This is a genomic window from Rhodothermus bifroesti (assembly GCF_017908595.1).
In the GTDB taxonomy this organism is placed as follows: domain Bacteria; phylum Bacteroidota; class Rhodothermia; order Rhodothermales; family Rhodothermaceae; genus Rhodothermus; species Rhodothermus bifroesti.
Map to the genome: position 1 here is coordinate 382411 of NZ_JAGKTL010000002.1, position 25772 is coordinate 408182.

At 56.2% G+C, this 25772-nt stretch carries 27 protein-coding genes and 1 riboswitch; of the genes, 12 read left to right on the plus strand and 15 right to left on the minus strand.

From position 1 onward, the window contains the following. Positions 1 to 3: 3 nt before the first annotated feature. The 6 genes from J8E65_RS05375 to hemG all read right to left on the minus strand — a co-directional run bounded on the left by J8E65_RS05375 (position 4) and on the right by hemG (position 6002). On the minus strand, positions 4 to 846 hold the full coding sequence (locus tag J8E65_RS05375) for a sulfurtransferase (protein WP_210374428.1): 843 nt from the start codon (positions 844 to 846) through the stop codon (positions 4 to 6). A gap of 14 nt (positions 847 to 860) precedes the next feature. Next, positions 861 to 1340, minus strand: a complete 480-nt coding sequence (locus tag J8E65_RS05380) for an OsmC family protein (protein WP_210374430.1) — start codon at positions 1338 to 1340, stop codon at positions 861 to 863. Then, the gene (locus tag J8E65_RS05385; RefSeq protein ID WP_237181683.1) at positions 1327 to 2061 is read right to left on the minus strand and encodes a precorrin-2 dehydrogenase/sirohydrochlorin ferrochelatase family protein; all 735 of its coding nucleotides are present in this window, start codon (positions 2059 to 2061) and stop codon (positions 1327 to 1329) included. Before J8E65_RS05385 ends, J8E65_RS05380 begins: the two co-directional genes overlap by 14 nt. Further along, entirely contained in the window at positions 2058 to 2879 is an 822-nt protein-coding gene (gene cobA / locus J8E65_RS05390; RefSeq protein ID WP_210374434.1) for a uroporphyrinogen-III C-methyltransferase, read from the minus strand. The genes J8E65_RS05385 and cobA overlap by 4 nt, the downstream gene beginning before the upstream one ends. A gap of 243 nt (positions 2880 to 3122) precedes the next feature. Continuing rightward, a complete protein-coding gene (locus J8E65_RS05395) occupies positions 3123 to 4283 on the minus strand; it encodes a trans-sulfuration enzyme family protein (protein WP_210374435.1) in 1161 nt (386 codons plus the stop codon). Positions 4284 to 4423: 140 nt separating this feature from the next. Then, positions 4424 to 4543, minus strand: a riboswitch (SAM riboswitch). Between the two features lie 52 nt (positions 4544 to 4595). Continuing rightward, the gene (gene hemG, locus J8E65_RS05400; protein WP_210374437.1) at positions 4596 to 6002 is read right to left on the minus strand and encodes a protoporphyrinogen oxidase; all 1407 of its coding nucleotides are present in this window, start codon (positions 6000 to 6002) and stop codon (positions 4596 to 4598) included. Positions 6003 to 6112: 110 nt separating this feature from the next. On the opposite strand from hemG, the gene J8E65_RS05405 reads away from it, so the two are divergent. From J8E65_RS05405 to J8E65_RS05420, 4 genes are all read left to right on the plus strand, one after another. After that, on the plus strand, positions 6113 to 6577 hold the full coding sequence (locus J8E65_RS05405) for a hypothetical protein (RefSeq protein WP_210374445.1): 465 nt from the start codon (positions 6113 to 6115) through the stop codon (positions 6575 to 6577). Between the two features lie 65 nt (positions 6578 to 6642). Next, the gene (locus tag J8E65_RS05410) at positions 6643 to 6834 is read left to right on the plus strand and encodes a general stress protein CsbD (RefSeq protein ID WP_210374447.1); all 192 of its coding nucleotides are present in this window, start codon (positions 6643 to 6645) and stop codon (positions 6832 to 6834) included. Positions 6835 to 6971: 137 nt separating this feature from the next. After that, positions 6972 to 8576: an acyl-CoA carboxylase subunit beta gene (locus J8E65_RS05415; protein WP_415663062.1), complete on the plus strand. Its 1605-nt coding sequence runs from the start codon at positions 6972 to 6974 to the stop codon at positions 8574 to 8576. An 83-nt stretch (positions 8577 to 8659) separates the two neighbouring features. Then, positions 8660 to 8773, plus strand: coding sequence for a 30S ribosomal protein THX (locus J8E65_RS05420; protein ID WP_210374451.1), 114 nt, complete (start codon positions 8660 to 8662; stop codon positions 8771 to 8773). A 44-nt stretch (positions 8774 to 8817) separates the two neighbouring features. Here the strand turns inward: J8E65_RS05420 and J8E65_RS05425 are convergent, their stop codons facing one another. From J8E65_RS05425 to J8E65_RS05435, 3 genes are all read right to left on the minus strand, one after another. Continuing rightward, the gene (locus J8E65_RS05425; protein ID WP_210374453.1) at positions 8818 to 9564 is read right to left on the minus strand and encodes an MBL fold metallo-hydrolase; all 747 of its coding nucleotides are present in this window, start codon (positions 9562 to 9564) and stop codon (positions 8818 to 8820) included. Between the two features lie 77 nt (positions 9565 to 9641). After that, on the minus strand, positions 9642 to 10814 hold the full coding sequence (gene chrA / locus J8E65_RS05430) for a chromate efflux transporter (protein WP_210374455.1): 1173 nt from the start codon (positions 10812 to 10814) through the stop codon (positions 9642 to 9644). A 7-nt stretch (positions 10815 to 10821) separates the two neighbouring features. Next, positions 10822 to 11820: a polyprenyl synthetase family protein gene (locus J8E65_RS05435; RefSeq protein ID WP_210374457.1), complete on the minus strand. Its 999-nt coding sequence runs from the start codon at positions 11818 to 11820 to the stop codon at positions 10822 to 10824. 149 nt (positions 11821 to 11969) lie between these two features. Between J8E65_RS05435 and J8E65_RS05440 the strand changes: the two genes are divergently transcribed. The 4 genes from J8E65_RS05440 (at position 11970) to J8E65_RS05455 (ending at position 16205) form a co-directional block, all read left to right on the plus strand. Beyond that, entirely contained in the window at positions 11970 to 13466 is a 1497-nt protein-coding gene (locus J8E65_RS05440) for a sodium-dependent transporter (RefSeq protein ID WP_210374464.1), read from the plus strand. 14 nt (positions 13467 to 13480) lie between these two features. Further along, positions 13481 to 15061, plus strand: a complete 1581-nt coding sequence (locus tag J8E65_RS05445) for a M14 family zinc carboxypeptidase (RefSeq protein WP_210374466.1) — start codon at positions 13481 to 13483, stop codon at positions 15059 to 15061. 63 nt (positions 15062 to 15124) lie between these two features. After that, positions 15125 to 15610 carry a TlpA family protein disulfide reductase gene (locus J8E65_RS05450; RefSeq protein ID WP_210374468.1) on the plus strand — a complete coding sequence of 162 codons (486 nt, stop codon included), beginning with the start codon at positions 15125 to 15127 and terminating at the stop codon, positions 15608 to 15610. Between the two features lies 1 nt (position 15611). Then, positions 15612 to 16205, plus strand: a complete 594-nt coding sequence (locus tag J8E65_RS05455) for a thioredoxin family protein (RefSeq protein WP_237181684.1) — start codon at positions 15612 to 15614, stop codon at positions 16203 to 16205. 1 nt (position 16206) lies between these two features. On the opposite strand, the gene J8E65_RS05460 is transcribed toward J8E65_RS05455, so the two are convergent. After that, positions 16207 to 16509 carry a NifU N-terminal domain-containing protein gene (locus J8E65_RS05460; protein ID WP_210374470.1) on the minus strand — a complete coding sequence of 101 codons (303 nt, stop codon included), beginning with the start codon at positions 16507 to 16509 and terminating at the stop codon, positions 16207 to 16209. 79 nt (positions 16510 to 16588) lie between these two features. On the opposite strand from J8E65_RS05460, the gene J8E65_RS05465 reads away from it, so the two are divergent. Then, on the plus strand, positions 16589 to 16954 hold the full coding sequence (locus J8E65_RS05465; protein WP_210374472.1) for a phage holin family protein: 366 nt from the start codon (positions 16589 to 16591) through the stop codon (positions 16952 to 16954). Between the two features lies 1 nt (position 16955). On the opposite strand, the gene J8E65_RS05470 is transcribed toward J8E65_RS05465, so the two are convergent. Next, positions 16956 to 17876 (minus strand): cation diffusion facilitator family transporter, encoded by a 921-nt coding sequence (locus J8E65_RS05470; protein WP_210374474.1) that lies wholly within the window; start codon positions 17874 to 17876, stop codon positions 16956 to 16958. A gap of 62 nt (positions 17877 to 17938) precedes the next feature. After that, the gene (gene murA / locus J8E65_RS05475; protein WP_210374483.1) at positions 17939 to 19252 is read right to left on the minus strand and encodes a UDP-N-acetylglucosamine 1-carboxyvinyltransferase; all 1314 of its coding nucleotides are present in this window, start codon (positions 19250 to 19252) and stop codon (positions 17939 to 17941) included. A gap of 129 nt (positions 19253 to 19381) precedes the next feature. On the opposite strand from murA, the gene J8E65_RS05480 reads away from it, so the two are divergent. The 3 genes from J8E65_RS05480 to J8E65_RS05490 all read left to right on the plus strand — a co-directional run bounded on the left by J8E65_RS05480 (position 19382) and on the right by J8E65_RS05490 (position 22767). Continuing rightward, entirely contained in the window at positions 19382 to 20560 is a 1179-nt protein-coding gene (locus tag J8E65_RS05480; protein WP_210374485.1) for a cysteine desulfurase family protein, read from the plus strand. Positions 20561 to 20650: 90 nt separating this feature from the next. After that, complete coding sequence (gene fbp, locus J8E65_RS05485) at positions 20651 to 21688, plus strand: class 1 fructose-bisphosphatase (protein ID WP_210374487.1); 1038 nt, start codon at positions 20651 to 20653, stop codon at positions 21686 to 21688. 176 nt (positions 21689 to 21864) lie between these two features. Continuing rightward, positions 21865 to 22767, plus strand: a complete 903-nt coding sequence (locus tag J8E65_RS05490) for a PIG-L deacetylase family protein (RefSeq protein ID WP_237181685.1) — start codon at positions 21865 to 21867, stop codon at positions 22765 to 22767. A 1-nt stretch (position 22768) separates the two neighbouring features. Here J8E65_RS05490 and J8E65_RS05495 read toward each other — a convergent pair whose 3' ends face one another. The 3 genes from J8E65_RS05495 to nagB are packed head-to-tail and all read right to left on the minus strand — an operon-like array spanning position 22769 to position 25678. Beyond that, positions 22769 to 23632, minus strand: coding sequence for an ROK family protein (locus J8E65_RS05495; protein ID WP_210374498.1), 864 nt, complete (start codon positions 23630 to 23632; stop codon positions 22769 to 22771). Then, positions 23629 to 24897, minus strand: coding sequence for an MFS transporter (locus J8E65_RS05500; protein ID WP_210374506.1), 1269 nt, complete (start codon positions 24895 to 24897; stop codon positions 23629 to 23631). Before J8E65_RS05500 ends, J8E65_RS05495 begins: the two co-directional genes overlap by 4 nt. A 10-nt stretch (positions 24898 to 24907) precedes the next feature. After that, positions 24908 to 25678 carry a glucosamine-6-phosphate deaminase gene (gene nagB, locus J8E65_RS05505; RefSeq protein WP_210374508.1) on the minus strand — a complete coding sequence of 257 codons (771 nt, stop codon included), beginning with the start codon at positions 25676 to 25678 and terminating at the stop codon, positions 24908 to 24910. Positions 25679 to 25772 lie beyond the last annotated feature (94 nt).

Consider the following 25772-nt stretch of genomic DNA (forward strand, 5'->3'; position numbering starts at 1 on the left):
CACTTAGCGTTCGATGGGAGCGCCGACCAGATTACCCCATTCGGTCCAGGAGCCGTCGTAGTTGCGCACGTTTTCGTAGCCCAGCAGTTCGTGCAGCACAAACCACGAATGGCTAGAGCGCTCGCCAATACGGCAGTAGGTAATGACCGGCTTGTCGGGCGTTACCCCTTTGCTGGCGTAAAGCGCCTGTAGCTCTTCGATGGGCTTGAACGTGCCGTCTTCACGAACAGCTTGAGACCAGGGGATATTGGTGGCTCCTGGGATGTGTCCGCCGCGCTGGGCTGTTTCGGATAGGCCTGGCGGAGCTAGAATTTCGCCCCGGAATTCTTCTGGGGATCGGACGTCGACCAGCGCAAACTGTTTTTGGCGGATCAACTCGGCTACGTCATCCCGAAAAGCTCGTAAGTGAGCGTTGATGCGGGTGACCTTGTAGTTGGTGGGTTCGTAAGTTGGGACTTCTGTGGTCAACGGCCGGTTTTCGGCCACCCATTTTTTGCGACCACCGTCCATGAGGCGGACGTCTTCATGGCCATAGTACTTCATGAGCCAGTAGGCCCAGGCGGCAAACCAGTTGTTGTTGTCACCGTAAAGCACGACGGTTGTCTCAGGGCGAATGCCCGAGCGGCTTAAGAGCGCTTCGTAGTCGGCTTGTTGGACAATGTCGCGCCGCAGTTGATCTTGCAGCTGCGTTTTCCAATTCCAACCTACAGCACCAGGGAGATGGCCTGTTTCGTAAGCTGAGGTATCGACGTCGACCTCTACAAAGCGCACGTTGGGGTCGTTAAGGTGGGCTTGGGCCCACTCGGTGTCTACTAAGACGGTAAGGCGTGGGTTTGTCTGGGCCATAGCAGTTTCGGGGGTTAGTTTGCGGTGTGAACACTTGGGGTGGAATGATGCAAGACTACAGAAAGCGTAACAGGGGTGGAATGTTGAAGATTGTCGTTGACGGGGCAGCGGTCGTTGATGCGGGCTAACCACTCTTGGAGTGTGGCCTCGTCCGCATCGGTATCCACTTTAAGCTGCACTTCAATGCGTTTATAGCCGGCCCGCTGGTCGTTGGCACGGCCGAAGAGGCGGTCAGGGTTTAGCGTGCCCTTGAGCTCAATTTCCAGCCTTCGAATGGTAAAGCCTAGCTCTTGGGCGATCAGGTGGGCCATCACATTTAAGCAGCCGCCAAAGCCGATCAGCACATACTCTACGGGGTTAGGCGCTTTGTTGGTGCCGCCAAGTTCTTCGGGCTCGTCGACCAGTACGGTAAAGTGGCGCGTTTGGGCCCGAAAGCGGGCCGGACTTTCAGCTACGCCACTGACGCGAAAGACCAGGTCTTCAGTGGGTTGCATAGGCGTTTGGGTACAGGGTTAAGGTTTCGCTATACTGTTTAAAAAGCTGAGCCATGATATCGGGGCCAGGGAGGGCTGCAGCCACGGTTGGGCCAACGATTTCGGTAATGCGTGCGTGGGCTTCGGCAAAGCGTTGCTGACGCAAGAGCTCAAGTACATCAGCATCGACTAGGGTATACCAGCGCGCTTTGCGTTCGGCAAAATTGGGGTAATGGGTGGCCATGGGAATACGCAAGGCCCCCATGAGGTCTAAAAAAAGCGCGTACTCTGGGCCAAGCTGGCCTTCCAGTGCTTCGCGGAGGCGAACCGATAAAGCTGGGGCATGCCCACTCGTAGAAATCGCGATGACGAGGGCACCTCGGCGCACGACCGATCCAGCCACGAAGGTGCAGTGGGGTACGTCGTCGACGGCATTGATCAGCACGCGCTCTGCCTGAGCTTCTTGCCAGATAGGTTCGGTAGCAGCGGGATTTGTAACGGCTACAATGGTTAGCAAAGCGCCTTTCAGATCGCCGGCTTGATAGTTACGCACATGCCAGACGAGGCGCCCTTCTTGTGCCCATTGCTGCAGACGTGGTGTCGCTGTCTCACTGATTAGCACTACTTCGGCGCCGCATTCAAGCAGTTCAGCTACTTTGCGTTCGGCTTCGGCATTACCTCCGAAGACCACGCAGCGCTGCCCTTCGAGCCGACTGAGAAAAATGGGATAAACGCGCATCATGGCGATAGGGCAGAAGATTTGGCGTTGGGGTGCTGGGCAAATGGGGAAGGGGCTGGAGTAGGACGGAACCATGCCAGTAAGGGAGCCAGGCGCACAACATCGCCCACAACCACAGTCGCTGGTGTTGCAAGCGCGTCTGCTTGAGCGGCAATGTCGGCCAGCGTGCCGACAACGTGTTGCTGGGCAGCTGTAGTGCCATTGCTGATGACAGCAACTGGGGTTTCTGGAGCACGTCCATGGGCAATCAGCGTATGGGCCAGCTCGGGCAGGCGCCGCAGCCCCATCAGTAGGACCAGCGTATCGATGCGGGCAAGCGCCGACCAGTCCAGCGCCTGCATACCTAGATCGCAAGTGTGACCGGTGACTACAGCAAACGCGCCTGCCACCCCACGCTGGGTAACGGGAATACCGGCATAGGCTGGAACGCTAATTGCACTCGTAACTCCAGGGACCACCTCGAACGGTACGCCGGCTTGTGCTAGGGCCAGCGCCTCTTCTCCGCCACGTCCAAATACAAAGGGGTCGCCTCCCTTGAGCCGGACGACCACGCGCTGCTGTCGTGCGCGATCAATCAAAAGCTCTTGAATGGCTGCCTGAGGCAGCACATGCTGCCCAGGCGTCTTGCCCACGTAGATGCGCTCCGCTGCAGCAGGTGCTTCCGCCAGCAGCTCTGGGTGTACCAAGCGATCGTAGACGACCACCTCAGCCTGCTGCAGGAGCGATAGCCCCCGCACGGTGATCAGGCCAGGATCGCCTGGGCCAGCACCCACAAGGTACACCTTACCACGTTCAGCCAACGTATGTCTAGGAAGATGCATGATGCCGCAAAAGACAGGTTAAACGAAAAAGCCCCTCACTGCAGCGCAGGAGGGGCTTGGAGTTACTGTATGCTATGCAGATTGATTAGCGGCTACAGCCATGGCAAGCCCCTCCCGTGTGGCGTCCACAACACGGACACAGACACATTAGAAAGCCGAGGCTTGCCGTTCTGTAAAGCATAAACCGTGACAACCTTAGTAACGATAGCGCCAAATTTACAACATTTGTTATCAGAATGCAACCTAGGCCATGATAGTGGCTGGCTTGTAAGCCAAGGCCTGCTCTAGGTCAGCAATCAGGTCTTCGGTGGCTTCGATGCCGACCGAAAGCCGAATCAGGTTATCCGTAATGCCAGCAGCCTGCCGTTGTTCCGGTCGCATGGAAGCGTGGCTCATCGTGGCGGGGTGTTCGATGAGCGATTCCACCCCTCCTAGCGATTCGGCTAGCGTAAAAACTTTTGTTGAACGTAGGACATGGTGTACGGCTTCTTGGCCACCACGTACCGTGAAAGAAACCATGCCACCGAAGCCTTTTTGCTGTCGAGCAGCCAGTTCGTGCCCCTCATGGGTGGGTAGGCCAGGATAAAAAACTTTTTCGACATTAGGATGCTGTGCCAGAAAACGGGCTACAGCCATGGCGTTATGTTCGTGCTGGCGTAGGCGTACTGGCAGCGTTTTGAGTCCCCGCAGCACCAGCCAGCAGTCGAAAGGTCCGGCAATGGTGCCATGCGCATTGGCTGCAAACTGAAGCTGTTCGTTCAATTCTGGCGTTCGGGCGATAACAGCACCCCCGATAACATCGGAATGGCCATTCAGATACTTGGTGGTCGAATACACAACGATATCGGCCCCAAATTCAAAAGGGCGTTGCTGCAGGGGCGAAAGAAACGTGTTATCGACGATCAATAGCAGCTGATGCGCCTGCGTAAAGTGGCCCAGTGCTTGCAAGTCGACAATGCGCAGCAGAGGATTGGAGGGGGTTTCTACCCAGAGGGCTCGTGTGTTTGGTCGCAGGGCTGCTTCGACGGCACTAAGGTCGCGCAGGTCCACAAACGACACTTCAAGTTTGCCCTGGCGCTCCAAGAGGCATAGCAGGCGTTCTGTGCCTCCATAGCAGTCGTGGGCGCAAATAATATGCGCTCCACTTTCAAAGAGCGAAAGAACGGTAGAAATGGCCGCCATACCGCTGGTGGTGGCCACAGCCCCGGCACCCCCTTCAAGTTCGGCAAGCACCTCTTCTAGGGTACGCCGCGTAGGATTGCCGCTACGCGTGTAGTCGTAGCCCTTGGTGAGGCCTACGTCTTCAAAACGAAACGTGGCGCACTGATAAATAGGCGGAATGATGCTGTTATAGCTCGCATCGGTTCGCTGGCCAGCCAGCGTAAGACGGGTTTGAGGTTGCATGGATCGTGTCGGTTCTTGATGGTGAAACAACCACGATTGAACTTCCTCATCAAGAACCGAGCGTATGAGCCAGCACCCGGCAGACGTCAACCGTCGGCCATGCGCTCATCTTTCCCGGAAGAAAAACGCCCCTCTGTGGCGCTTTGTTTTCCAGGACTTCCGGGCAGGATTTAGCACCGGACAGCACCTCCCTGCCGGTAGGAGATGCTCGGTTGCTACGACGTCATCGGGCCTGTTCCCTCGGTCGTTCTTGATGAGACGAGCAAAAGATACGGCAAAACCACAGGGGCGAACAAGCTTTTTGCAAGAACTTTACTCGCCCAGTAAGATCTTTGCTGCGCCCCCTGCCGCTTCTTGACGCAGGTAAAAAATGACCTGTTGTGCAGCCTGAAGTCCGGACTTGGCTGCATCCACTACAGAAATGCCATTGCGATAGTTACCGGCCAAAAACAGGCCTGGCCGGCGCACTTCGATTTCTCGTAGGCACACCAGCACAGCGTCGTAGCCGACATGGTATTGAGGAATGGAACGTTCCCAGCGCCAGACGCGCCGGAAAACCGGTGGTCCAGAGATGCCTAGTAAGCGTTCCAAATCACGTCGCACAAGGGTCTCTAATTTTTCTTCAGAAAGCAGGGCCAGCTCGGGGTGGCGTTGGCCACCAACAAAGGTGGTCAGCAGCACATGGCCTTCAGGTGCACGGTTGGGGAAAATGGAAGAAGAAAACAACGTACCCAGAATCTGAAACGAACGCTCCACTGCCGGTACCAGTAGGCCAAACCCATTGAGGGGATGGGCTACTTGTTCTTTCCGAAAGCCCAATGCCACAAGTGCCAGCGGTGGATGGATGACCTTAGGTAAGGGATGGCGCTCAATAGAGGGTAAGATTTCAAGTTGAGCCAGTTGATGTAGGGGAGCTGCGCAAATGATCACATCGAACAACTGGTTGGCAACGTGTGCCCCTTGGCGATAGGTGAGCGTCCAGGGCGTTTTGTCGCCCCAGCGGACAGCAACCACGGTGGCATTATACACAATGTTGCCTTGCAGCTTTTGAGCTAATGCTTGGGGAAGTTGGCCTAGGCCTCCGACCAGCGAAAACATGGAGCGGCGTGGAGCTGGGTGATAGCGACGTTCGGGAAGGCTGCGGATCGCTCCCCAGGTGAGCGACCCAAAACGCTGTTCTAAGCGATGCAGCTGGGGGAAAGCGTGACGGACAGAGAGGTGCTTGGGGTCGCCCGCAAAGATGCCAGCCACAAAGGGCTCAACCAGGTAATCGAGCGCCTCAGCCCCCAGGCGTCGCTGCGCAAAAGCGGCCACGGTCTCTTCGGTAAAGCGGTCAGCTGGCGCGATGAACGGCTCAGCCAAAAGGCGAAGCCGGGCACGTGGAGACAATAGCGGCGTGCGCAACAGCTCCAAAGGAGTACGTGGCAGTGGTACCGGTTGGCCTCGACGAACGATAAACCGGTGAGCAGCCAGCGGGCTTGCTGGAATGCAGGCCTCTTCCAAGTCCAGCGCGCGAAGCAGGTGCTCAAATTCCGTTGAAGTACGCTGCAACGTTTGCGGGCCGTACTCTACCAAAAATCCTTCGGCCTGCTCCGATTGCATAAAGCCCCCAACGCGATCAGTGGCTTCGAAGATCGTTACCTCTAATCCTCGACGTTTGAGGTAGTAGGCGGCCACAAGCCCAGCAATGCCTGCCCCGACGATTCCTACAGAAGCCATAAAGCGCCGCTTGCCTTTTTGTGTGCTCGCTGCTTGTTTTATTGCATCCCTGACCGCTAACGAACGTAAGCGGCTAAAGGTTACCCGAATCTATCGAAAACCGAGGTGCTATGCTGCTACTTAAACTGATTTTTGTGCTTTTGCATATCCTAACAGCGGCGGCTTGGTTTGGACTAGGCCTTCGCTTAGCTGCTCAGGCCCGGCGCATTACTGCGCTGGCGCCAGAGGCAGCAAAGGCCCTGGCTGAAGACGTGCAGGCTACCGTGCACCAGATGAACGGATTTGTCGTAGCGACTTTGGTTTTTGCCTTAGGCGCGCTCTTCAGTGGGGGAGGTTTTGCTGTCTACGGTGCACCGTATCATACCAGCCTGCTTCTGTTACTTGTGCTCATTGGACTACAGTGGGGGGTGATTCGTCCTGCCTGGGGGAAGCTCTACCAGGCAGTATCCGAAGCACCAGCCCAGCTCGAGACGTACCGAAAGCGCATTGCCATGGCCACAGGTATTGGACATTTGCTCTGGGTTGTGATTCTGGTCCTCATGTACTGGAGCCAGCTGGTGGCTGCTTGGGGTTGAAATCCGGAACACGATCCGTTGCGGTCTGTTTTTCTTAAAAAACTTAACCCAACCCCCACTGCAATATGGCCACCAAACAGATGGAGGAAAGCTGGCAGCGTACCAAAGAGCACATTCGGAAAATATGGGGTGATGCGCTCATGGATCACGAGCTGGAAAGCGTGCGAGGAGATCTGCAGGCGATGATTGCTTTGGTGCATCGTAAGACAGGCCAGTCGCGCAGCGAGATTCTGCAAAAACTTGAGGCCATCTTGTAAGTGCAGCAGTTTGAAGCTGAGGTGTGGCTTATATTTTCTTGTCTCTTTGGAAGCGCTTTTGACTTATGCGTAGTGCGACGTCTACGGTCGCTTTAGGGACTCCGCTAAACGCTGCTGATCCTGCCATCGAAGCGCGCATGGCCCAGTACCGGGCCCTTGTTGAAGCCCTTCACCGCCAGGCTGAAGCGATCCGGCAAGGGGGAGGAGCTGAGCGTATTGCGCGGGAGCATCAGCGGGGTAAGCTTACTGCCCGAGAGCGTATTGCACGTTTGCTAGATGACCCGAACGATTTTTGGGAAATCGGACTATGGGCAGGCTATGGCATGTATGCCGACGAAGGAGGGTGCCCAGCGGGGGGAACAGTCATGGGATTAGGCCGCATCAGCGGCCATCTGTGCATCGTGGTGGCCAACGACGCTACGGTAAAAGCCGGTGCCTGGTTTCCCATTACGGTCAAGAAAAACTTGCGGGCACAGGAGATCGCGTTGCAGAACCGCATCCCTATCGTCTACCTCGTGGATTCTGCTGGCGTGTACCTGCCGCTGCAGGACGAGATTTTCCCAGATCGCGATCACTTTGGCCGTATCTTTTACAACAATGCGCGTCTGTCGAGCTTGGGGGTGCCGCAAGTTGCTGCCATTATGGGTAGCTGTGTGGCTGGGGGGGCTTATTTGCCAATTTTGAGCGATGAGGTGTTGATTGTAGAGGGAACGGGATCGGTGTTTTTAGCTGGGCCTTACCTGGTGCGGGCAGCGATTGGCGAAGTCGTGGATGCTGAGACGCTAGGAGGAGCAACCACGCACACCGAAATCTCGGGCGTAACGGATTACAAAATGCCTGACGATGTAGCCTGCCTGGAGACCATCCGTCGATTGCTTTCGCACTTGGGGCCGCGTCCTCGTGCCGGTTTCCCGCGCAGCAGGCCACAGCCACCAGCTTTCCCGCCTGAGGAGCTCTACGGCATTGTGCCCCCCGACATCCAGCAGCCCTACGATATGCGTGAAGTGCTGGCGCGCATTGTCGATGCCGACTCTTGGGTGGAGTACAAGGCCGGCTACGGACAAACGTTGATTACAGGTTATGCGCGCATTGACGGCTGGAGTGTGGGCATTGTGGCTAACCAGCGCTTGGTCGTGCGCAGCCGGCAGGGAGAAATGCAGGTGGGCGGTGTGATCTACTCTGATGCTGCCGATAAGGCCGCCCGTTTTGTGATGAACTGTAATCAAAAGCGCATCCCCATCGTCTTTTTCCAGGATGTGACCGGCTTTATGGTAGGCAAGCGGGCCGAGCATGGCGGCATTATTAAAGACGGGGCTAAGTTGGTCAATGTGGTGGCCAATTCCGTGGTGCCAAAGTTTACTGTTGTTGTGGGACATTCGTTTGGGGCGGGTAATTATGCCCTGTGCGGGCGGGCTTACGAGCCTCGCCTCATGCTGGCTTGGCCCACAGCGCGCATCGCCGTTATGGGCGGTAAGCAAGCAGCCCAAACGCTGCTTCAGGTGCAGTTGGGTAAGCTTGAGCGGCAGGGAAAGACACTCTCAGAAATGGAAAAGCAGCAGTTGCTTGAAGAAATCACTTCCCGCTACGAAGCCCAGATGTCACCTTACTATGCGGCTGCACGGCTTTGGGTCGATGCGCTTATCGATCCGATTGAAACGCGGCGTTGGTTAAGCTTGGGTATCGAAATGGCGGATCACAATGCAGAGTTTATGCCGTTTAATCCGGGGATACTTCAGGTTTAGCCAAGCCGCTTGTTTGGCAGCGGAGGTAGCCGTTATATTTTCGGGCAAAGGTTGATGTTTAATACAGCAAAACCTCGGTTCTTATGGGTAAAGGAGATCGCCGCACGCGGCGCGGAAAAATCTTTCTAGGTACTTATGGCAAGTACCGCCCAAAGAAAAAAAAGAAGAAACAGACCGCGGTGAGTGCTGCAAAGTAACACAACAGGGCCCGTCCTCGAGGATGGGCCCTGTTGTTTAGGATTCACACCTCATAGCGACCCAGCTCTTCGCCCAGTTCGGTGGCAGCTAGATGCTGGCGGGCTGACTCGAGGTCGGCGTCGGTAAGTCCGGGGGGAAGGTGCACCAAGAGCAAGCGCCGAGCGCCAGCTTGTGCTGCTAGATAGGCGGCATCTTCTGGGGAGGTGTGTCCTGGGCCTTTTCCGGTGGCCTCATGCACCAGGATGTCAGCCCCGCGCCCTAGCTCGACGACAGCATCGGTGGGTTCGGTATCGCAGGAGTAAGCAATCACCTTACCGGTAGGCCGGTGTTCAAAGCGTAGCCCTACGGTAGGGACGGGATGTACCACGGGCCAGGCGCGTACGCGCCATCGGTCGTCCTCAAAGACTAAGGCACCTGCTTTATAGTCCACCTCGTGCCAATCGCGCGCTGGCAGGCCCTGCCAGCCTGACGTGTTATAGGTGTCGAAGCAACGCCGGGCTTGGTCGATCGCCGGTAGAATACCGTAAATCGCAATGGGTGTGCGGCGTCCCAAAAGCCAGATGCGCTCCATAAAGAGCGGAAATCCACTGTTGTGATCTGGGTGCTCATGGGTGAGGATAAGTGCAGTAAGGCGCACGGGGTCCAGTCCGGCGGCCAACATACGCTGGATCACGTCGCCGCCACAGTCAATCACGATCAGCGAGGCTTCGTCGGCCAAAGCGAGCATGGTGGTGGTGCGGTGAGGGTCGCTTACTGCCGCACCTGTACCCAGAAGATAGAGCGTAGGCATAACGGGGATTCCGATGGGTTCAATGGCGCGCTAATTAAAATAGCACGGCGCACGTTTTTTTGACGAGCGTCTTCCGTTCAAACTGCTGCAAAAAACCAGCCGATAAGCGCCCCGACTGCGATAATCCACGCTGGATGCAGCCTAAAGCGGAGTAGCAAGAAAGCGGCCGTCAGCGCCAAAATCCAGGCTTGAGGGTGGGTGAGCACGTGCATGCCTAAGCGTAGTGTTACGGCCGCCATAATGCCCAGCGAGGCCATGTTGGCCGCGTCCAGAAATGCAGCGCTCCAGCGCGCATGCCGCAGTCGGGGCACTAGCGGATTGACTACGCCTACCAGCACAAAGGCGGGCAAGAAAATGCCTACAGTGGCCACCACTGCACCTGGAAAGCCGGCCAGGACGTATCCGATGAAGGTAGCCGTGCTCAGCAGTGGGCCGGGCGTGAACTGGCCGATGGCAACGGCATCGAGCAGTTGGGCTTGTGTCAGCCAGCCATAGTCACGTACCAGGCCACCTTCTAGAAATGCAATCAGCGTATAGCCACTCCCGTAAAGCACAGCACCGACTTTTAGAAAAAACCAAAACAACTGAGGAAGCGATACAGCAGCTGCACTGCTTCCTAGAGCCAGAAGGCTGCTCATTGTAGTGTCGGCAGGGTGAATAAGCCCAGGACATCCATAAGGGACGACATCCACCCGCGCTTTACGCCAAAACCACAGGGTACCCAGCACAACACCCCCAATTAGCGCGGTAACCTCATCCAAGCCCAGAAGCACAGCGCCCACGACGGCTATGCCCAACATCCAAAGTCGCAAATGATATGCAGCTACTTTTCCCAGGCGCCATAAAGCGGCTAGGATGATGGCCAGCACCACAGGTTTGATACCGGCAAGAAAAGGGGCTGCAGCAGGCAACGAGCCGTAGTGTACGTACAGCCAGCCTAGCGCGGTTGTAATCAACGCAGCAGGAAGGATAAAACCGGCACCAGCAACAAGCAGTCCGGCTACGCCTCCACGCTCATAGCCGACATGCAGCATCATTTCGGTCGAATTGGGGCCTGGAATGAGGTTGGTGACCCCAAGCAAATCCAAAAAATGCTGACGGCTCATCCAACCGCGCCGTGTGACGACTTCGGTTTCCAGCAAGGCGATGTGCACAGCTGGTCCCCCAAAAGAAATCAGTCCCAGCTTTAGGCTTACGGTAGCCAGCTCTAGTAGTAGGGGCCGCTTTGATGTAGGCGAAGGCTCAGCCATGCGGGCTTTAGTGGGAACGGGTAACCGTGTAGTCCACCAAATCCATTAGAGCGCTACGGGCTTCACTGGGGGGGAACTGGGCCAAGATGGCACGAGCGTCGGCAGCAAGCGCCTCCATTTGCTGCCAGGCGTAATCTATACCACCGTAAGCTTCGGCAAAGCGTGCTACGGTGCGGATGTCTTGACGGCTTTTTTTCTTTTTGCGCACAATGCGCAAAATCTGTTGGCTTTCGGCAGCTGGCGCTACGCGCAAGGCATAGATGAGCGGCAACGTGAGTTTTTTCTCCTTCAGGTCGATGCCGATGGGTTTGCCAACATCGTCCATGCCGTAGTCGAACAGGTCATCCCGAATCTGAAAGGCTAGACCGAGCTTCTCGCCCATAATGTACATTTTGTCGATAATAGCTTCGTCACTAGTGGCACTGAGTGCGCCACATTTGGTGCAGGCTGCAATCAGCGAGGCGGTTTTGTCGCCAATGATGCGAAAGTAGGTGGCCTCGTCGATGTCTAAGCGGCGCGATTTTTCAATTTGGAGCAGCTCGCCTTCGCTCATGCGACGCACTGCATCGGAGAGGGCATAGAGCGTTGCGTAATCCTGATGCTCGAGTGCCAAAAGCAACCCACGGCTAAGTAAAAAGTCGCCAAAGAGCACAGCCACTTTGTTTTTCCAAATCGCATTGATCGAAAACATGCCCCTACGGCGTTCAGCGCCATCAACCACGTCGTCGTGCACCAGTGTAGCCGAGTGGAGCAGTTCAACCAATGCAGCAGCACGGTAGGAAGCTTCGGTGACGCCGCCGCAGAGCTTGGCCGATAAGAGTACCAGAAGGGGACGGATGCGTTTGCCTTTTTGGCGTAACAGATAGCGGGCTACATGATCCAACAGCGGCACAGAAGTACGCATCGACTCCCGGAAATACCGTTGGAAGTGCGCCAGTTCCTGAGCTACAGGGCGCTGGATGTCTTTGAGCGAAATCGTACGGTTTGTAGCACGCGAGGCGAGCATGCTTATCAGGGATCAAGTGGGGGGTTGCCGCTAAAACGACAACGGGTACTATAAGTTTGAGCCTTTTCGTTTTTTGCCTCAGGCCAGCTGCACACCTTTGCGTAAACCTCGTATTTTGTGCACACCCGCAACCGAGCCAGAGATCAACCATGCAGAAGTATTTTTCTTCGCGATTGGGTTTGCTTTTAAGCGTGTTGGGAATTGCAGTAGGGACGGGCAACATCTGGCGCTTCCCGCGCATTGTGGCACAAAATGGGGGAGACATAGGTGCTGGTGCGTTTTTGGTGGTTTGGGTAGTGTTCTTGTTTTTGTGGAGCATTCCGCTTATTGTGGCCGAATATGCTCTAGGTCAGAAAGGCCGCATGGGTGTTGTAGGCACGTTTTGGCGTGTTGGGGGGCGGTCGATGACGTGGTTGGGGGGATTTGTAGCATTGGTATCGACGGCCATCATGTGCTACTATGCGGTGGTAACGGGCTGGTGCTTATACTATGCCGGGGCAATGCTGGTGCGTCCGTTGCCGCATGCGTTGACCGAGGCTGAGCAGCTCTGGGAAAGCTTTCAGGCCGGCTTAGGTCCCGTGCTTTTACAAGCTGTGGCGCTAGGGTTAGCTGTAGGGGCGTTGTGGACGGGAGTTCGCGCTATTGAGCGTGTAAACCGTGTGCTTATGCCTACACTTTTGGGCATTTTGCTGCTGGCGCTAGTGCGGGCGCTAACGTTGGAAGGTTCGGGTGAAGGTTTACGCTACCTGTTTACGCCCCAGTGGGATCAGCTTGGGCAGCCTAGGCTGTGGCTAGAAGCGCTTACCCAAAATGCTTGGGATACTGGAGCGGGTTGGGGATTGATCTTAACCTATGCGGCTTACATGCGCCGCGAACACGGCGTGGTGAAAAATGCCTTCCTGACGGGAATGGGCAACAACACCGTCTCGCTTTTGGCTGCTATGACGATTTTTGGGACCGTGTTCGCCGTGCTCGGGGCTGAGCTTTCGCGAGCTCAGCTCCTAGAGGTGATGCGCTCAAGTGGGCCGGCCTCGACGGGGCTGACGTTTATTTGGCTACCCCAGCTGTTTGCCCGTCTACCTTTAGGAAAGGTGTTGGCCGTGTTGTTTTTTGTAGGACTTTCGTTTGCCGCATTTACCTCGTTGATTGCCATGGTGGAGTTGGCAGTACGGGTACTGATGGATTGGGGGATGGCACGGCCGCGGGCGTTGATCCTGGTAGGCAGTGTGGGTTGGTTGCTAGGGTTGCCCTCGGCTCTCAATGTGACGGTGCTAAGCAATCAGGATTTTGTGTGGGGTGTAGGGCTGATGCTTTCTGGTGCGTTTGTGGCCCTAGCCGTTGTGCGTTATGGACCGGCGCGGTTGCGGGCCGAGGTCATGGAAGGTGTAGCATGGGACTGGAGGTTGGGGCGGGGCTGGGATGTGCTGATGCGGTGGCTCGTGCCGCTAGAAGCGGTGGTGCTCTTAGGATGGTGGCTGTACCAGGCAGGGGTGGTGTATGCGCCAGAGCGGTGGTATGATCCGTTGGAGCCCTACTCGTTGATGACGTGCATTACGCAATGGGGACTGGCGCTCTTTGCGCTGTATGCGCTCAACGGCTGGATGGAGCGTCGCTTGTCGGGAGTGCGCTCGCTTGCGGAATCCTAAATCTTAAAGGCGTCATGCATCTGCTGCGCTTCATAGGACTGCTGGTATGGCCTCTGGTTGTGCAGGCGCAGGCCGTCAGCTTAGCCTTTCTTCAAACCCGAGCCGAAGCCACCAATTTTATAGAAACCACCCGCTACGAAGAAGTGCTGGCTTTCTTGGACGTCTTGGAAGCCAGCAGTTCGCGGATTCAGGTTACCACGTTTGGTTACACGACTGAAGGGCGTGCGCTGCCACTGGTTATTTATGGAAAGGTGGTAAACGCCACTGCCGATGCTGTGCAGGCTGCTTCAGCTCCTCTACGCGTGCTCATCTTAGCCAATATCCATGGGGGTGAAGTCGATGGCAAAGAAGCTGTCTTGATGCTGCTGCGCGCCTTGGCGGGAGGCCTATATGCAAGCTGGGCCGATTCGCTGGTACTGCTTGCGGTGCCTATCTACAATGCCGACGGAAACGAGCGCATTAGCCTTTATCACCGTCCAGGCCAAAACGGTCCGCTTGGCGGTGTGGGGCAACGTGCCAATGCGCAAGGCTACGATTTAAACCGGGACTTTATGAAAGCCGATGCGCCCGAAACGCGTGCCCTACTGCGCGTGCTGGTCCGCTACGATCCGCACGTGCTGGTCGACCTGCATACTACCAACGGCACCTATCACGCCTATCCGCTAACTTACGCACCGCCCTTGCATCCCTCAACCTCTCCTAACCTGACGGCGTATCTACGAAACGTTTGGCTTCCGGCCGTGACCGATACGCTTTGGACCCGGCGGCGTTGGAAGCTTTTTTACTACGGCAATCTCCCTTCGCCCGAAAGCACGCAGCCCCCGGGCTGGTACACCTTTGACCACCGCCCCCGCTTTAGTACCAACTATGCTGGCCTGCGGGGCATTCTGGGTGTGCTTGTGGAATCCTACGCCTATGCTTCGTTTGAAGCGCGTGTCGAAGCGACTTATGCCTTTTTGGAAGCGCTGCTCAACTTTGCTGCTGCACATGCGGGAACCCTCCGTCGACAGGTGGAACAGGCACGGGCTGTAGCACCGATTGGGCAACCCATAGCCTTGCGGGCCCAAATTGCAGCAGCTCCTAAGCCAGCCCTGATCTTGCTGGGAGCTGTAGACTCGCTACGTCACCCCTATACTGGAAAGTTGCTCTTGCAGCGCCGCGAAGTGGTTTTCCCCGAAATCTTGCCACTTTACGATCGCTTTGAAGCCACCGAAACGCTGCCGCTACCCCAGGGCTATTTGGTGCCACCTGGACTAGAGGTAGTACGTGACCGCTTGGAAGTACACGGCATTCCCTGCGTGCCGCTAGAAGCTGGGGCAACAGTGAACGCCGAAGTTTTTCGGGTGGACTCGGTGATAACGGCCGAGCGCCCTTATGAAGGGCATCAAGCGCAAGAAGTAACCGGACAGTATGAACGCCAGGTGCTAACCGTGGCCCCAGGTTCTTGCATGGTCCCCATTGAAGGGAAAACCGGGCGGCTGGCGGCCTTGTTGCTTGAGCCCCGTTCAGACGACGGCTTGGTTGCCTGGGGCCTGCTTCAAGATGTACTTGCTGCAGGGCAATGGTATCCCATTGCCCGGGTGGCCCGCCCCTGAGAACCTTCTGCCAAGCCGCTTTGTACTACAAAAGCACAAAATTGCAACGCATCCTTGAGTGCTATGTATCGCCTGACGCTTTGTTTGTTTGCCATTAGCCTACTTTGGATTGGAACGACGCAGGCCCAGACCACCGCCCAGGTTCAGCCTGCCACAGCGGATAAAATCCTTGAGGCCATTCGAAATAGCAACGCCGCGGTCAAAGTAGTGAATATCTGGGCTACTTGGTGCATCCCCTGCGTTGAGGAATTCCCATACTTCGTTAAACTGGCGCAGACCTTGGGTCCAGATAAGGTGGCGGTTTTCTTTGTTTCGGCAGACTTTGACGATGATGTGGCGTCGGTGCGTGCATTTTTGGCACAGCAGGGTGCAGCTTTTTCGTTTCTCAAGCAAGGATCTGATGATGTTTTTGTGCGCGCCTTTAGCCCGCAGTGGACTGGTGCGCTTCCGGCAACATTTTTGTACGATGCGTCCGGAAGGTTGCGGGACTTTTGGGAGGGCAAGACAACCTACGAAGACTTGGTCAAACGGGTAGAGGCGCTGTTGTAACATGAAGCTGTCTTATTTTTGGGTTGCTGTTGGCCTAGGACTTGGCGTGACAAGCGTGGCCTGGGCGCAGTTGCCGCTGGCCAGCCGTCCGATGCCTTCAGTGGATGGCGGCTCGGTTACACTGACCCAGCTGCAGGGCACGCGAGGACTGGTGATCGTGTTTTGGAGCAACCGCTGCCCCTGGGTGGACCGCTACGAGGCGCGATTAAACGAACTGGCGGAAACGTACAAAGGACAGGGCATCCGCTTCGTGCTGGTCAATGCCAACGACGCAGGGGCTTTCCCTCAGGAATCCCTAGAAGCTAGCGCGGCTCAGGCGCGTCGAAAAGGCTATGCACTGCCGTATGTGAGGGATGAAGGCAGTGCTTTGGCCCGGGCGTTGGGCGCCTCGCGCACGCCTGAAGTATTTGTATTTACGGCCCAAGGTCGCCTGCTCTATCGGGGTGCCATCGACGACAGCCCAGGAGATGCCGCTAACGTGCAGCAAGCGTACCTGCGAGAAGCGCTGGAAGCATTGCTGCAAGGGAAGCAGCCGGCCACCACCGAAACCAGTGCGTTTGGCTGCCTAATTCGCTTTGCAGAGAATGGACCGTAGTCTACAGCTGTCCATCTACGTAACGGGATAGGATTGCTATCGCAGCTTCCTCAATGGCTTCCCAGGGCACGTCTGCGCGACGTGTGAGGGTAACAAACTCGGGCAAGATGAGCACGTCCACCACGCCCTCAATGCCAAACAGTGCAGCGGCTAGGGGGTGGGTAGCGGCTGCCTCAGCCGATCGAAAAGCAAGCAACCCCTGCTCCAGAAAGCGTGCGCCTTGGGCTGTAAATTTCAGGCTGTTGGGATTAGGGGTCGGGTGACTCTGGATGCGGGTACCAGAAGTTTTTCTCCAGAATCGCATGACGCCTGTGGGTTTTAAATAAAACAAAAAGTGCAAACCCGTCGTGCCACAAGAGTTCCGGTATAAGATGAATACCTTTATGTCCTCCTCGAACCACTTAGGCCGCCTGCGGGCGCATCTACAATCGCTGGTAGACGATGTGCGCGAGTGGGTTGAACTGCGCTTAACCCTGGTTCAACTGGAGATTGAAGAGCGTATCGAAGCTCGCTTGCGTCAGCTTATGATGCGCCTGTTGGTGGTGGTGATTGCCGGCTTGGGAGTTGTCTTTGGGCTTGTTGCGTTAGCGCTGGCCTTGGGGAGCTGGCTAGGGCATCCGGGATGGGGATTTCTTTTGGTCGCTTTAGGATTAGGCTTTGTGGCCGCAGTGCTACAGGCGGTGCAGCGATACCTAGCCGCGGCGGAGCGCCACAACCTTGCGCCACAAGAGGCCGAAAGGCTCGCTTGAGTTATGGGCGGGTAGGCAAGGGCTCGTGGCAGGGAGGGGCTGTAGTGCCGTCGCAGCAGGGACGGCTCTCAAACTCCAGCGTCACGTGGCCAATGCCATAACGGTGCAGTAGCCGTTCTTTAAGCGATCGCTTGATCTGTTCCATGCGGGGCAGGTCTGCTTCGTCGATGACCACGTGGGCCTCAAAGGCTAAGTGATGCTCGTCGAGCTGCCAGATATGCACATGGTGCACGTCGCGCACTGGGGACATCTGTCGCAAATCTGCTGCGATATGCCCGGGATTTAGGTTTTCTGGGGTACCTTCCATAAGGATGTGCGTAGTCTGGCGTAGCAGCTTAAGACTCAGGTAAGCAATATATAGGGCAATACCAATGGTGATAACCGGGTCGATCCAGTACACGTCGAACAGCAGGATCGCTATGCCCCCTAGGATAACCGCCACCGACGAGACGGCATCCGATACAATATGCAGATAGGCACTTTGGATGTTCAGGCTATGTTGGGTATCGCGATGGAGTAAGACAGCGGTGAGCACGTTGGCCACTAGACCAATGATGGCCACAGTTAACATGAGCGAACCATCGATCACCTGAGGGATAAGCAATCGATCGATCGCTTCTTTGATAAGAAAAAGGGCAATAACTACTAGGGTGACCAGGTTGATAAATGCGCCAATGATTTCTGCGCGTCGGTAGCCGAACGTTTTGCGCGCATTGGGGCGCCGAAGCGTCAGTCGGCGGGCAGCGTAGCTAATGCCAAGCGAAGCAGTGTCGTTGAGGTTATGTACTGCATCACTCAGCAATGCTAGGCTTCCCGAAAGCAATCCGCCAATGATTTCGGCGACCGAGATCAGCAGGTTAAGGCTTATAGAAAGCACCAGGCGAAGCTGGCTGCCAGAGGTGTGCGCATGTAGGTGACCCATTGGAACCAAAGCTTCACAATTTAAAGACAAAACGTATCGCAAAAAGTTCGAGTTCCACGGGCTTATTCAGAAGATTCGGGGGCTGGGGTCGCAAATTCTTCGTAGGCTTCGCGTCGGATGGCAATGCCGGCTGCGGCCAGTTTTCCTTCGAGGTTTTCGTAGCCCCGGTCTAGGTGATAGACGCGCAGCACGTGCGTTTCGCCTTGGGCTACCAGGCCCGCCAGTACCAGTGAGACACTGCCCCGAAGATCCGTGCTCATCACATAGGCCCCTTGAAGCTGTTGCGGCCCCTGCAGATAGACGGTATCACCCTCGACACGGGCTTGAAGGCCCATGCGCATGAGCTCTGGGATATGCTTAAAGCGGTCGGGATAAATCGTATCGCGCACTCGGGCTGCGCCCTGGGCCTGGGAGAGCAAGACGGTCCACTGCGCTTGCAGGTCAGTGGGGAAGCCCGGGTACGGAGCTGTTTCGATTGTAACAGCCTGCAGTTGTTCCGGGACCGTGACGGCTACGGTGTTGCCATCAAAGGTAAATGCTGCGCCGGTTTGCCGAAAAGCTTCCAGAAAAGCCTCGCCCAGGTGGGCAGGTTCGGCCTGGGTCAGGTAAATCGTGTCGCCTGGGATGCCTGCCATGGCTGCGGCAATCATGAACGTCCCCAGCTCGATGCGGTCAGGGCAGTTGCGGAACGTGATAGGCCGAAGGTTTTCCACCCCTTCGACCTCAATTGTGCGTGTTCCCAGGCCTTCGATGCGCGCCCCCATTTGTTGCAAGGCTTGTCCAAAGACAACCACATCGGGCTCTAAAGCGGCATTTTCAATGCGCGAGGTGCCCCGAGCGGTAACAGCTCCCAGCAGCAGATTAACGGTTGCCCCAACGCTGGGTGGGTCTAGGCGAAAGCGTCCACCAAGGAGTCTACCCCCTGGAGCGCGCGCGACCACATAGCCTTGATCCAGTTCGATTTCTGCTCCAAAGGCCTTTAGCCCTTCGAGGTGTAGATTAACTGGCCGCGGTCCCCAGGCACATCCACCGGGCAGCGATACCCGGGCCTGGCCACACCGGCCCAGTAAGGCCCCTAGCATGTAGAACGAGGCCCGCATCTGCTTGACCAGCTCATAAGGAGCTTCGGGAAAGTCGATTCGACGGGCATCGATGCGGAGCACATGCTGCTGCGGGTCAAAATGCACCGAAGCACCAGCAATGCGCAGTACGTGCGAAAAAGTCGTAATGTCCCGTAAGTGGGGGATGTTTTCAAGCACAGTTTCCCCATCGGCCAAGATCGCTCCGGCCATAAGCATGAGGGCCGTATTTTTGGAGCCGCTAATGGGCAAACAGCCCCGCAGCCGATGCCCGCCTTCAATGACCAGTTTATCCATGATTCCCTGTCAAATGGTCTGTAGAAGATAATACAACAACTTCATGCTAAGAAGCGAGATGATGGAATCCATCGTCTGCAGGGAGCGTTTCCCGCAGCAGCGAGATTCGCTAAACGTTCTTCAGGGGCAATGTCTGGGCGACCGGTAATTTACCTTGACCACGCAGCCACAACGCCGATAGATGAGCGCGTGCTGGAAGCCATGCGCCCTTATCTGACGGAATGTTATGGCAATCCGTCGTCTGTGCACCAGCTTGGACGCCAGGCGCGTGTGGCCATCGAGGAGAGCCGGGCGCGGATTGCGGCACTGCTGGGTGCGGATCCATCGGAGATCATTTTTACCAGTGGGGGTACAGAGGCCGATAATTGGGCACTCCGGGGCACGTTGCAGGGCAAGCGGCGGCACCTGGTCACCTCCATGGCCGAGCACGAGGCGATCCTACGCACGGCTGAAGCCTTAGAAGCTGAGGGATACTTCGTAACGCGGCTGCGACCAAGCCCTGCCGGAACGGTTACCGCTGAGCAGGTAGCCTCGGCGATCACAGAGGAAACCGGCTTGGTTTCGATCATGCACACCAACAATGAGCTGGGCACCTACGCGCCCATAGAAGAGATTGCTGCCGTATGCCATGCCCGCGGCGTGCCTCTGCATTGCGATGCTGTGCAGGCTGTGGGGTTGCTTCCCGTGCGGGTCGATACGCTGGGTGTAGACCTGCTTTCTGCTTCGGCGCATAAGTTCTATGGTCCCAAGGGGGTAGGCTTTTTGTACGTGCGGCGGGGGATTGAACTGCGGCCGCTGCTTTGGGGAGGAAAGCAGGAGCAGGGTAGACGGGCAGGTACCGAGAACGTAGCCGCCATTGTGGGTATGGCTAGAGCTCTGGAACTGGCCATAGAAGAGCAAGCCGCACGCTTGGCACACCTTTATCGGCTACGACAGCGGTTGCTGCAACGGTTGGATGAGGCTTTGGGAGGAAGGTTTGTGTTGAATACCCCGCGCGATCCTCAGCAGGCTGCACCGCATGTGGTCAACATTGCTTTTCCCCCACAAGATGGGGATCCGGTCGATGGCGAGATGCTGCTGTTGAACTTAGATCTGGAAGGCGTGTGCGTGTCGTCAGGCTCGGCTTGCACAAGTGGTGCTCTCGAACCCAGCCATGTGTTGCAAGCGATTGGTCTACCTCGAGAAACGGCCAGTGCCGCTATCCGCTTTTCGATGGGCTATAAAAACACCGAGGAAGAAATCGACCGGGCCGTAGAAATTCTGACTGCTGTGCTGGAACGACTGTTGCGTGTGGGGCTAAAGCTATAGAAGGAATGCGCCGTAGACCGCAGAAAACAATTTTTGTATTTTAATACATGATCAAAAGCGCTTTCTTGAGACAAATCGAACACCCTTCCTATGGATACACTGCACACCCGCAGCCGCCGAGCGGTTGACGCCTTTATGACCCTGGAGCAATTCATTATCGATCAGCAAGGACGCTTTCCCCATTCTTCGGGAGCTTTTTCGCGGCTGCTTCGGGATATTAGCGTAGCTGCCAAAATCGTCAACCGCGACATTCGACGGGCTGGCTTGGTAGATATTTTTGGCACAACCGGCCAGGTTAATGTGCACGGTGAAGTGCAACAAAAGCTCGATGCCATGGCGCATGAAGAATTTGTGCGTGCACTGCGCCGTGGGGGAGAGTGCTGTCTCATTGGCTCAGAAGAGCATGCTGAAGCCATTCCGCTGCGTCCTAACGGTGAAGGAGATGGGCGTTACATCGTGCTGTTGGATCCCTTGGATGGCTCCTCAAACGTGGACGTGAACGTATCGGTAGGCACGATTTTTAGCATCTATCGACTTCCTGACGACTGCGACACGCCTACGCTGGAGGCAGCGCTGCAACCGGGTACGCAGCAGGTTGCCGCTGGTTATGTGGTCTACGGCTCTTCTACGATGCTTGTCTACACCACTGGCGACGGGGTCAACGGTTTTACGCTAGATCCATCGATTGGCGAGTTTATCCTTTCGCACCCGAACATCTGTATTCCGAAAACCGGTACGATCTACTCGATTAACGAAGGCAATTTTAATTCTTTCGAGGAAGGGCTGCGGAGATTTATCCGGTGGGCCCAGGAAGAGGATCCAGAAACAGGCCGGCCCTTTTTGACGCGCTACATCGGATCGTTTGTGTCGGACTTTCACCGCAATTTGCTTAAGGGCGGCATCTACATGTATCCAGCCACCAAAAAGAATCCCGAAGGTAAGCTGCGTTTAATGTACGAGGCCAATCCCATGGCGTTCATTGTAGAGCAGGCAGGGGGACGGGCTTCTGATGGCCACCGTCGCATTTTAGAGATTGTGCCCCAGAAGCTGCACCAGCGCACGCCGCTGTTCATTGGGAGCGAAGCGCTCGTTTCAATGGTGGAGGCGTTTCTGCAAGGGCGACGTTAGGTTCTGAGATTGCTACCGTTGCCGAAGCTTTTCCCAGTTTTAAGATCTGGCTTTTCGATACCGCATGGAAGCCCTTCCTTTTTGACATAAGTTACTGCTGCTCTTGACTGGGCGCGTGCAATGCTGCGGCAGATCGCATAATTTTAGGCCGTTTAATGCCTATGCGGCAGGTTGCTATGAAGGCTTGGATAGTTTATGGACTTATGACACTGATTTCGGCTATGGGGACAGCGGCCCAGCCTGCGGAACGGCCGTTGCGCGTTTTGTGCATTGGTGCCCATCCTGACGACTGTGAGGTTAAAATGGGCGGTACAGCCGCGCTTTATGCGGCTATGGGGCATCAGGTGAAGTTTATTTCGGTCACCAATGGGGATGCTGGGCATTATGCCCAGGGGGGTGGGTTGCTGGCCGAGCGTCGCCGGGCTGAAGCCCAAGAAGCAGCTCGGCGGTTGGGCATTGCTGCCTATGAGGTGCTTGATTACCACGATGCTGAACTAGTCCCTTCGCTAGAAGTCCGCAAACAGCTCATTCGCAAGATTCGCGAGTGGCAGGCCGACTTGGTGTTTGCGCCACGGCCCAACGATTACCATCCTGATCATCGCTACACGGGCCAGCTGGTGCAGGATGCAGCTTATTTGGTCATGGTGCCCAACGTGGCTTCCGACGTGCCGGCTTTACGGCATAATCCGGTGTTTTTGTACCTAAGCGACCATTTTCAAAAGCCCAATCCCTTTACGCCGGATATTGCTGTGGCCATCGATGAGGTCGTGGGTCGTAAGCTGGAGGCGCTAGATGCGCATGTGTCGCAGTTTTACGAGTGGCTGCCCTGGATTGATGGACGCCTCGAGGAGGTGCCGGCCGATCCGGTGGCACGTCGGGAATGGCTGCGACAAGCCTGGTTAGAGCAGCCGCTTACAGACCACGTGCGTGCCGCGCTGGCCCGTTGGTATGGCCCTGAAACAGCTGCCCGCGTGCGTTACGCCGAAGCGTTTGAAATCTGCGAATACGGCCATCAGCCTACCGAAGCGGAAATTCGACGGCTATTTCCTATGCTAGGCCAACCGGTTGAGCAGCACTGAGTTAGTCGTTTGCAGCGGCCACCAGGGCCAGTGCGGCTGCCCCAAGGAGGCCGGCATCGGTTTGGTGCGAAAGCCGCAAGGCAATCGCTTCACGGGTTTGGCGATAGGCAAAGGTGTGCAACACGGTCCACAAGGTTTCGGCAAAAAGGGGGTAGGCTTGACTGACCGATCCACCTAGCACAAAGCGTGGGATATCGTAGGCGTAGAGGATGCTAAGCAGCGCTTGGCCTAGGTGGTAGCCTAGCTCTTCGAAAGCGGCACGAGCTGCGGCATCTCCCTGCAGCGCGCGGTGGTAGAGCACTTCACCGGGCGTCTGATGCTGTCGCAAAAAGAGCTGGCCGCTGCAATAATGCTCGAAAATGCCGTCTCGGTAAGGCATGGTGCCAAATTCGCCGGCGCCGCAATGCATGCCTGTAAACAGGCGACCGTCGATCATGACCCCGCCAGCAAAACCTGTTCCGATCACTAACCCAATAAACGTAGGCCAATCGCGCGCTTGGCCAAAGTAATGTTCCCCTAAGGCAAAACAGTTCGCATCGTTGTTGAGATAGACCGGCACGGCGTAGCGGTTCTGAAGTAGGTCGCGCAGCGGGACTTCTTGCCAGGAAGGGATATTTTGTACATCATAGACGATGCCGCGCGCTAAGTCGACTACGCTGGGTACGCCCACACCGATAGCGGTCACAGCAGGCGTCCACACGCGGTCGATCAAGGCGTAAAGGTGGGTTAGCACGGTATCGGCATCGGCCTGAGCAGGCACGCGGGTCTCGACCCGGGCTTCGAGTCCAGAGGCGCTTACGCGTCCGGCCCGCATGCGCGTGCCCCCTAAGTCCACACCAATGAGGCAGGTATCCGGAGGAATCATGACGATGGTGGGGTGGTAGTTTGGCGACGCAGCCGAATAGTCTTGTTTGGAATCAGCGGGCGTGCCCAGAACCCGATGCTGAGCACATAGCCCAGTGTCAGGTACAGAAAACACAGGCCGCCACGCAACCCAATGAAATCGCCTAAGGTCCCAATGATCAATGGGACTATAGCGCCCCCCACAATGCCGGTGATCAGAATCCCCGAAAAGGCGCCGTGGTGGGCCGCTATGGAGTTAAGTGCCAAGGAAAACACCACGGGCCACATGACCGAGGCAAACAGTCCGATTAAAGGAAACGCCCAACGGGCTAGCGGGCCGGGTCCAAAAAGAGCTGCAGTTAAGCAAACCAAGGCTGCACCGGTAAATAAGACCAGCACGCGGCGGCTGTCGAAGAGCTTGAGCAGGAGCAGCCCTGCAAGTGTTCCTATGGTCATAAAGCCCCAAAAGGCCGAAACAGCCTGAGCGCCAATGGTTTGGGGGTCGTAGTTATGGTAGCGTGAAAGGAATTCCGAGATCCAATTCGCCAGACCTTGCTCAGAGCCCACGTAAGCAAAAATGCCCAGAAAAAACAGCCACACGATGGGTTGGCGTAAAAGCTGGCGATAAACAGAGAGCGTTCCGGCCTGTTCTTCAGCTGTGCGCACCACATGAGGCAGGCGCACGGCCATAAAAATCGCCACCATAACCAGCGAGACCGCTGCGAGCACCCAGTATAGGGAAATCCAAGGGAGTTCGGGCGGCGTCAGGCGAGCCAGAACTTTGAGCCAGAACAGATCGGGCAGTTCAGGTTGGCTCAGGCTATGCACCAGGTAAGCATAGACCAAAGGACTAGCAAACGAGGCCAGCCCAAAGCAGAGCTGGCCTAACGTTGCGTTAAAGGCAAAGTGTTCTTCACCACCGGCTACACGCAGGAGCGGATTGATGGCTACCTGCAAGAGGGCCATGCCCGAGCCGATGAGAAAAAGCGAAGCGATGGCTATCGTGTAGGTTGGGGAAAGCGCCAGCAGTTGTGCACCTACGTAGGCAATCCCAAAACCGCCGATCATTGCTGGCTTTTCGCCCGTGCGTTCGATCAGAAACCCTGCCGGAATCGAAAAAAAGCCATAGGCAGCAAAAAAAGCAAACGGTAGCAGGGCCGCCAACCGCAAACTCAGTCCAAAGTCGTCGATGATCTCGGGGATAAGCGGCCCTATGATGTTGGTAAGGAATGAAATCACAAAAAACGTCAGCAAAATCAGGCCGACAAGCGCAGAGCTTCGGGGCATAGCAGTGCGATTAATGAACGTCGAAGGGCTCGGAGATGCCGTCGTGGTGGCTGTATTCCAGTTCTGAAGCCGCTTCTGCGTCCAAAAGCACGTGGGCAAAGCGGTGCAGTTGCACAATAGTAGCCGGGACCATAGCAGAAATAGGACCCTCCAGCATGGCGCGCACAGCACGTGCTTTGGCCTTGCCACTAGCCAAAAGCAAGAGCTTTCGGGCTTCCATGATGGTTCCGATGCCCATCGTAATTGCATAACGGGGTACTGCTTCTAGGCTGCCAAAAAAGCGCGCATTGGCCTGAATCGTTGCCCGCGACAGCGTCTTGATACGCGTGCGTGAACCTAGTGAAGACCCTGGTTCGTTGAAGGCTAGGTGTCCGTTAGGACCGATGCCTAGGATTTGTAAGTCGATGCCCCCGGCACGGCGGATTTGCTCTTCGTACCACTCGCAGTGAAACTCAATATCATCCACCATGCCATTAGGAATGTGCACATTAGAGGGGTTGATGTTGATGTGTTTAAAGAGGTTTTCCCACATGAAGTAGTGGTAGCTCTGCGGGTGGCTGGGGGGCAGGCCGACATACTCGTCTAGGTTAAAGGTGACCACTTTGGCAAAGTCCAGCTCTCCGCGCTGGTAGCCTTCGACAAGGCGCTGATAAAGCCCTAAAGGGGTACTTCCTGTAGCAAAGCCTAAGACACAATTGGGCTTGCGGCGCAGTTCGGTGGCCACAATTTCATAAGCGCGGTTGCTGAGCGCTTCGTAGTTCGGGAAGATTTCGACCAACATGGTGCGGTAAGACCTCGGGTTTAAGCTACATACAATCTCCATTGATTTCGCGCTGATAGGCAAGGCATGTTCTTTTATGGGAGCGTTCCCAAAA

Coding starts and splice junctions, on each gene's coding strand:
- J8E65_RS05445 (WP_210374466.1), top strand. CDS start 13,481: ATGCATCTGCTGCGCTTCATAGGACTGCTGGTATGGCCTCTGGTTGTG.
- J8E65_RS05500 (WP_210374506.1), bottom strand. CDS start 24,897: ATGCCCCGAAGCTCTGCGCTTGTCGGCCTGATTTTGCTGACGTTTTTT.
- J8E65_RS05450 (WP_210374468.1), top strand. CDS start 15,125: ATGTATCGCCTGACGCTTTGTTTGTTTGCCATTAGCCTACTTTGGATT.
- nagB (WP_210374508.1), bottom strand. CDS start 25,678: ATGTTGGTCGAAATCTTCCCGAACTACGAAGCGCTCAGCAACCGCGCT.
- J8E65_RS05410 (WP_210374447.1), top strand. CDS start 6,643: ATGGCCACCAAACAGATGGAGGAAAGCTGGCAGCGTACCAAAGAGCAC.
- cobA (WP_210374434.1), bottom strand. CDS start 2,879: ATGCATCTTCCTAGACATACGTTGGCTGAACGTGGTAAGGTGTACCTT.
- murA (WP_210374483.1), bottom strand. CDS start 19,252: ATGGATAAACTGGTCATTGAAGGCGGGCATCGGCTGCGGGGCTGTTTG.
- fbp (WP_210374487.1), top strand. CDS start 20,651: ATGGATACACTGCACACCCGCAGCCGCCGAGCGGTTGACGCCTTTATG.
- J8E65_RS05460 (WP_210374470.1), bottom strand. CDS start 16,509: ATGCGATTCTGGAGAAAAACTTCTGGTACCCGCATCCAGAGTCACCCG.
- J8E65_RS05420 (WP_210374451.1), top strand. CDS start 8,660: ATGGGTAAAGGAGATCGCCGCACGCGGCGCGGAAAAATCTTTCTAGGT.
- J8E65_RS05405 (WP_210374445.1), top strand. CDS start 6,113: ATGCTGCTACTTAAACTGATTTTTGTGCTTTTGCATATCCTAACAGCG.
- J8E65_RS05470 (WP_210374474.1), bottom strand. CDS start 17,876: ATGGGTCACCTACATGCGCACACCTCTGGCAGCCAGCTTCGCCTGGTG.
- J8E65_RS05425 (WP_210374453.1), bottom strand. CDS start 9,564: ATGCCTACGCTCTATCTTCTGGGTACAGGTGCGGCAGTAAGCGACCCT.
- chrA (WP_210374455.1), bottom strand. CDS start 10,814: ATGGCTGAGCCTTCGCCTACATCAAAGCGGCCCCTACTACTAGAGCTG.
- J8E65_RS05465 (WP_210374472.1), top strand. CDS start 16,589: ATGTCCTCCTCGAACCACTTAGGCCGCCTGCGGGCGCATCTACAATCG.
- J8E65_RS05495 (WP_210374498.1), bottom strand. CDS start 23,632: ATGATTCCTCCGGATACCTGCCTCATTGGTGTGGACTTAGGGGGCACG.
- J8E65_RS05490 (WP_237181685.1), top strand. CDS start 21,865: ATGAAGGCTTGGATAGTTTATGGACTTATGACACTGATTTCGGCTATG.
- J8E65_RS05455 (WP_237181684.1), top strand. CDS start 15,612: ATGAAGCTGTCTTATTTTTGGGTTGCTGTTGGCCTAGGACTTGGCGTG.
- J8E65_RS05415 (WP_415663062.1), top strand. CDS start 6,972: ATGGCCCAGTACCGGGCCCTTGTTGAAGCCCTTCACCGCCAGGCTGAA.
- J8E65_RS05440 (WP_210374464.1), top strand. CDS start 11,970: ATGCAGAAGTATTTTTCTTCGCGATTGGGTTTGCTTTTAAGCGTGTTG.
- hemG (WP_210374437.1), bottom strand. CDS start 6,002: ATGGCTTCTGTAGGAATCGTCGGGGCAGGCATTGCTGGGCTTGTGGCC.
- J8E65_RS05480 (WP_210374485.1), top strand. CDS start 19,382: ATGTCTGGGCGACCGGTAATTTACCTTGACCACGCAGCCACAACGCCG.
- J8E65_RS05375 (WP_210374428.1), bottom strand. CDS start 846: ATGGCCCAGACAAACCCACGCCTTACCGTCTTAGTAGACACCGAGTGG.
- J8E65_RS05380 (WP_210374430.1), bottom strand. CDS start 1,340: ATGCAACCCACTGAAGACCTGGTCTTTCGCGTCAGTGGCGTAGCTGAA.
- J8E65_RS05385 (WP_237181683.1), bottom strand. CDS start 2,061: ATGATGCGCGTTTATCCCATTTTTCTCAGTCGGCTCGAAGGGCAGCGC.
- J8E65_RS05435 (WP_210374457.1), bottom strand. CDS start 11,820: ATGCTCGCCTCGCGTGCTACAAACCGTACGATTTCGCTCAAAGACATC.
- J8E65_RS05395 (WP_210374435.1), bottom strand. CDS start 4,283: ATGCAACCTCAAACCCGTCTTACGCTGGCTGGCCAGCGAACCGATGCG.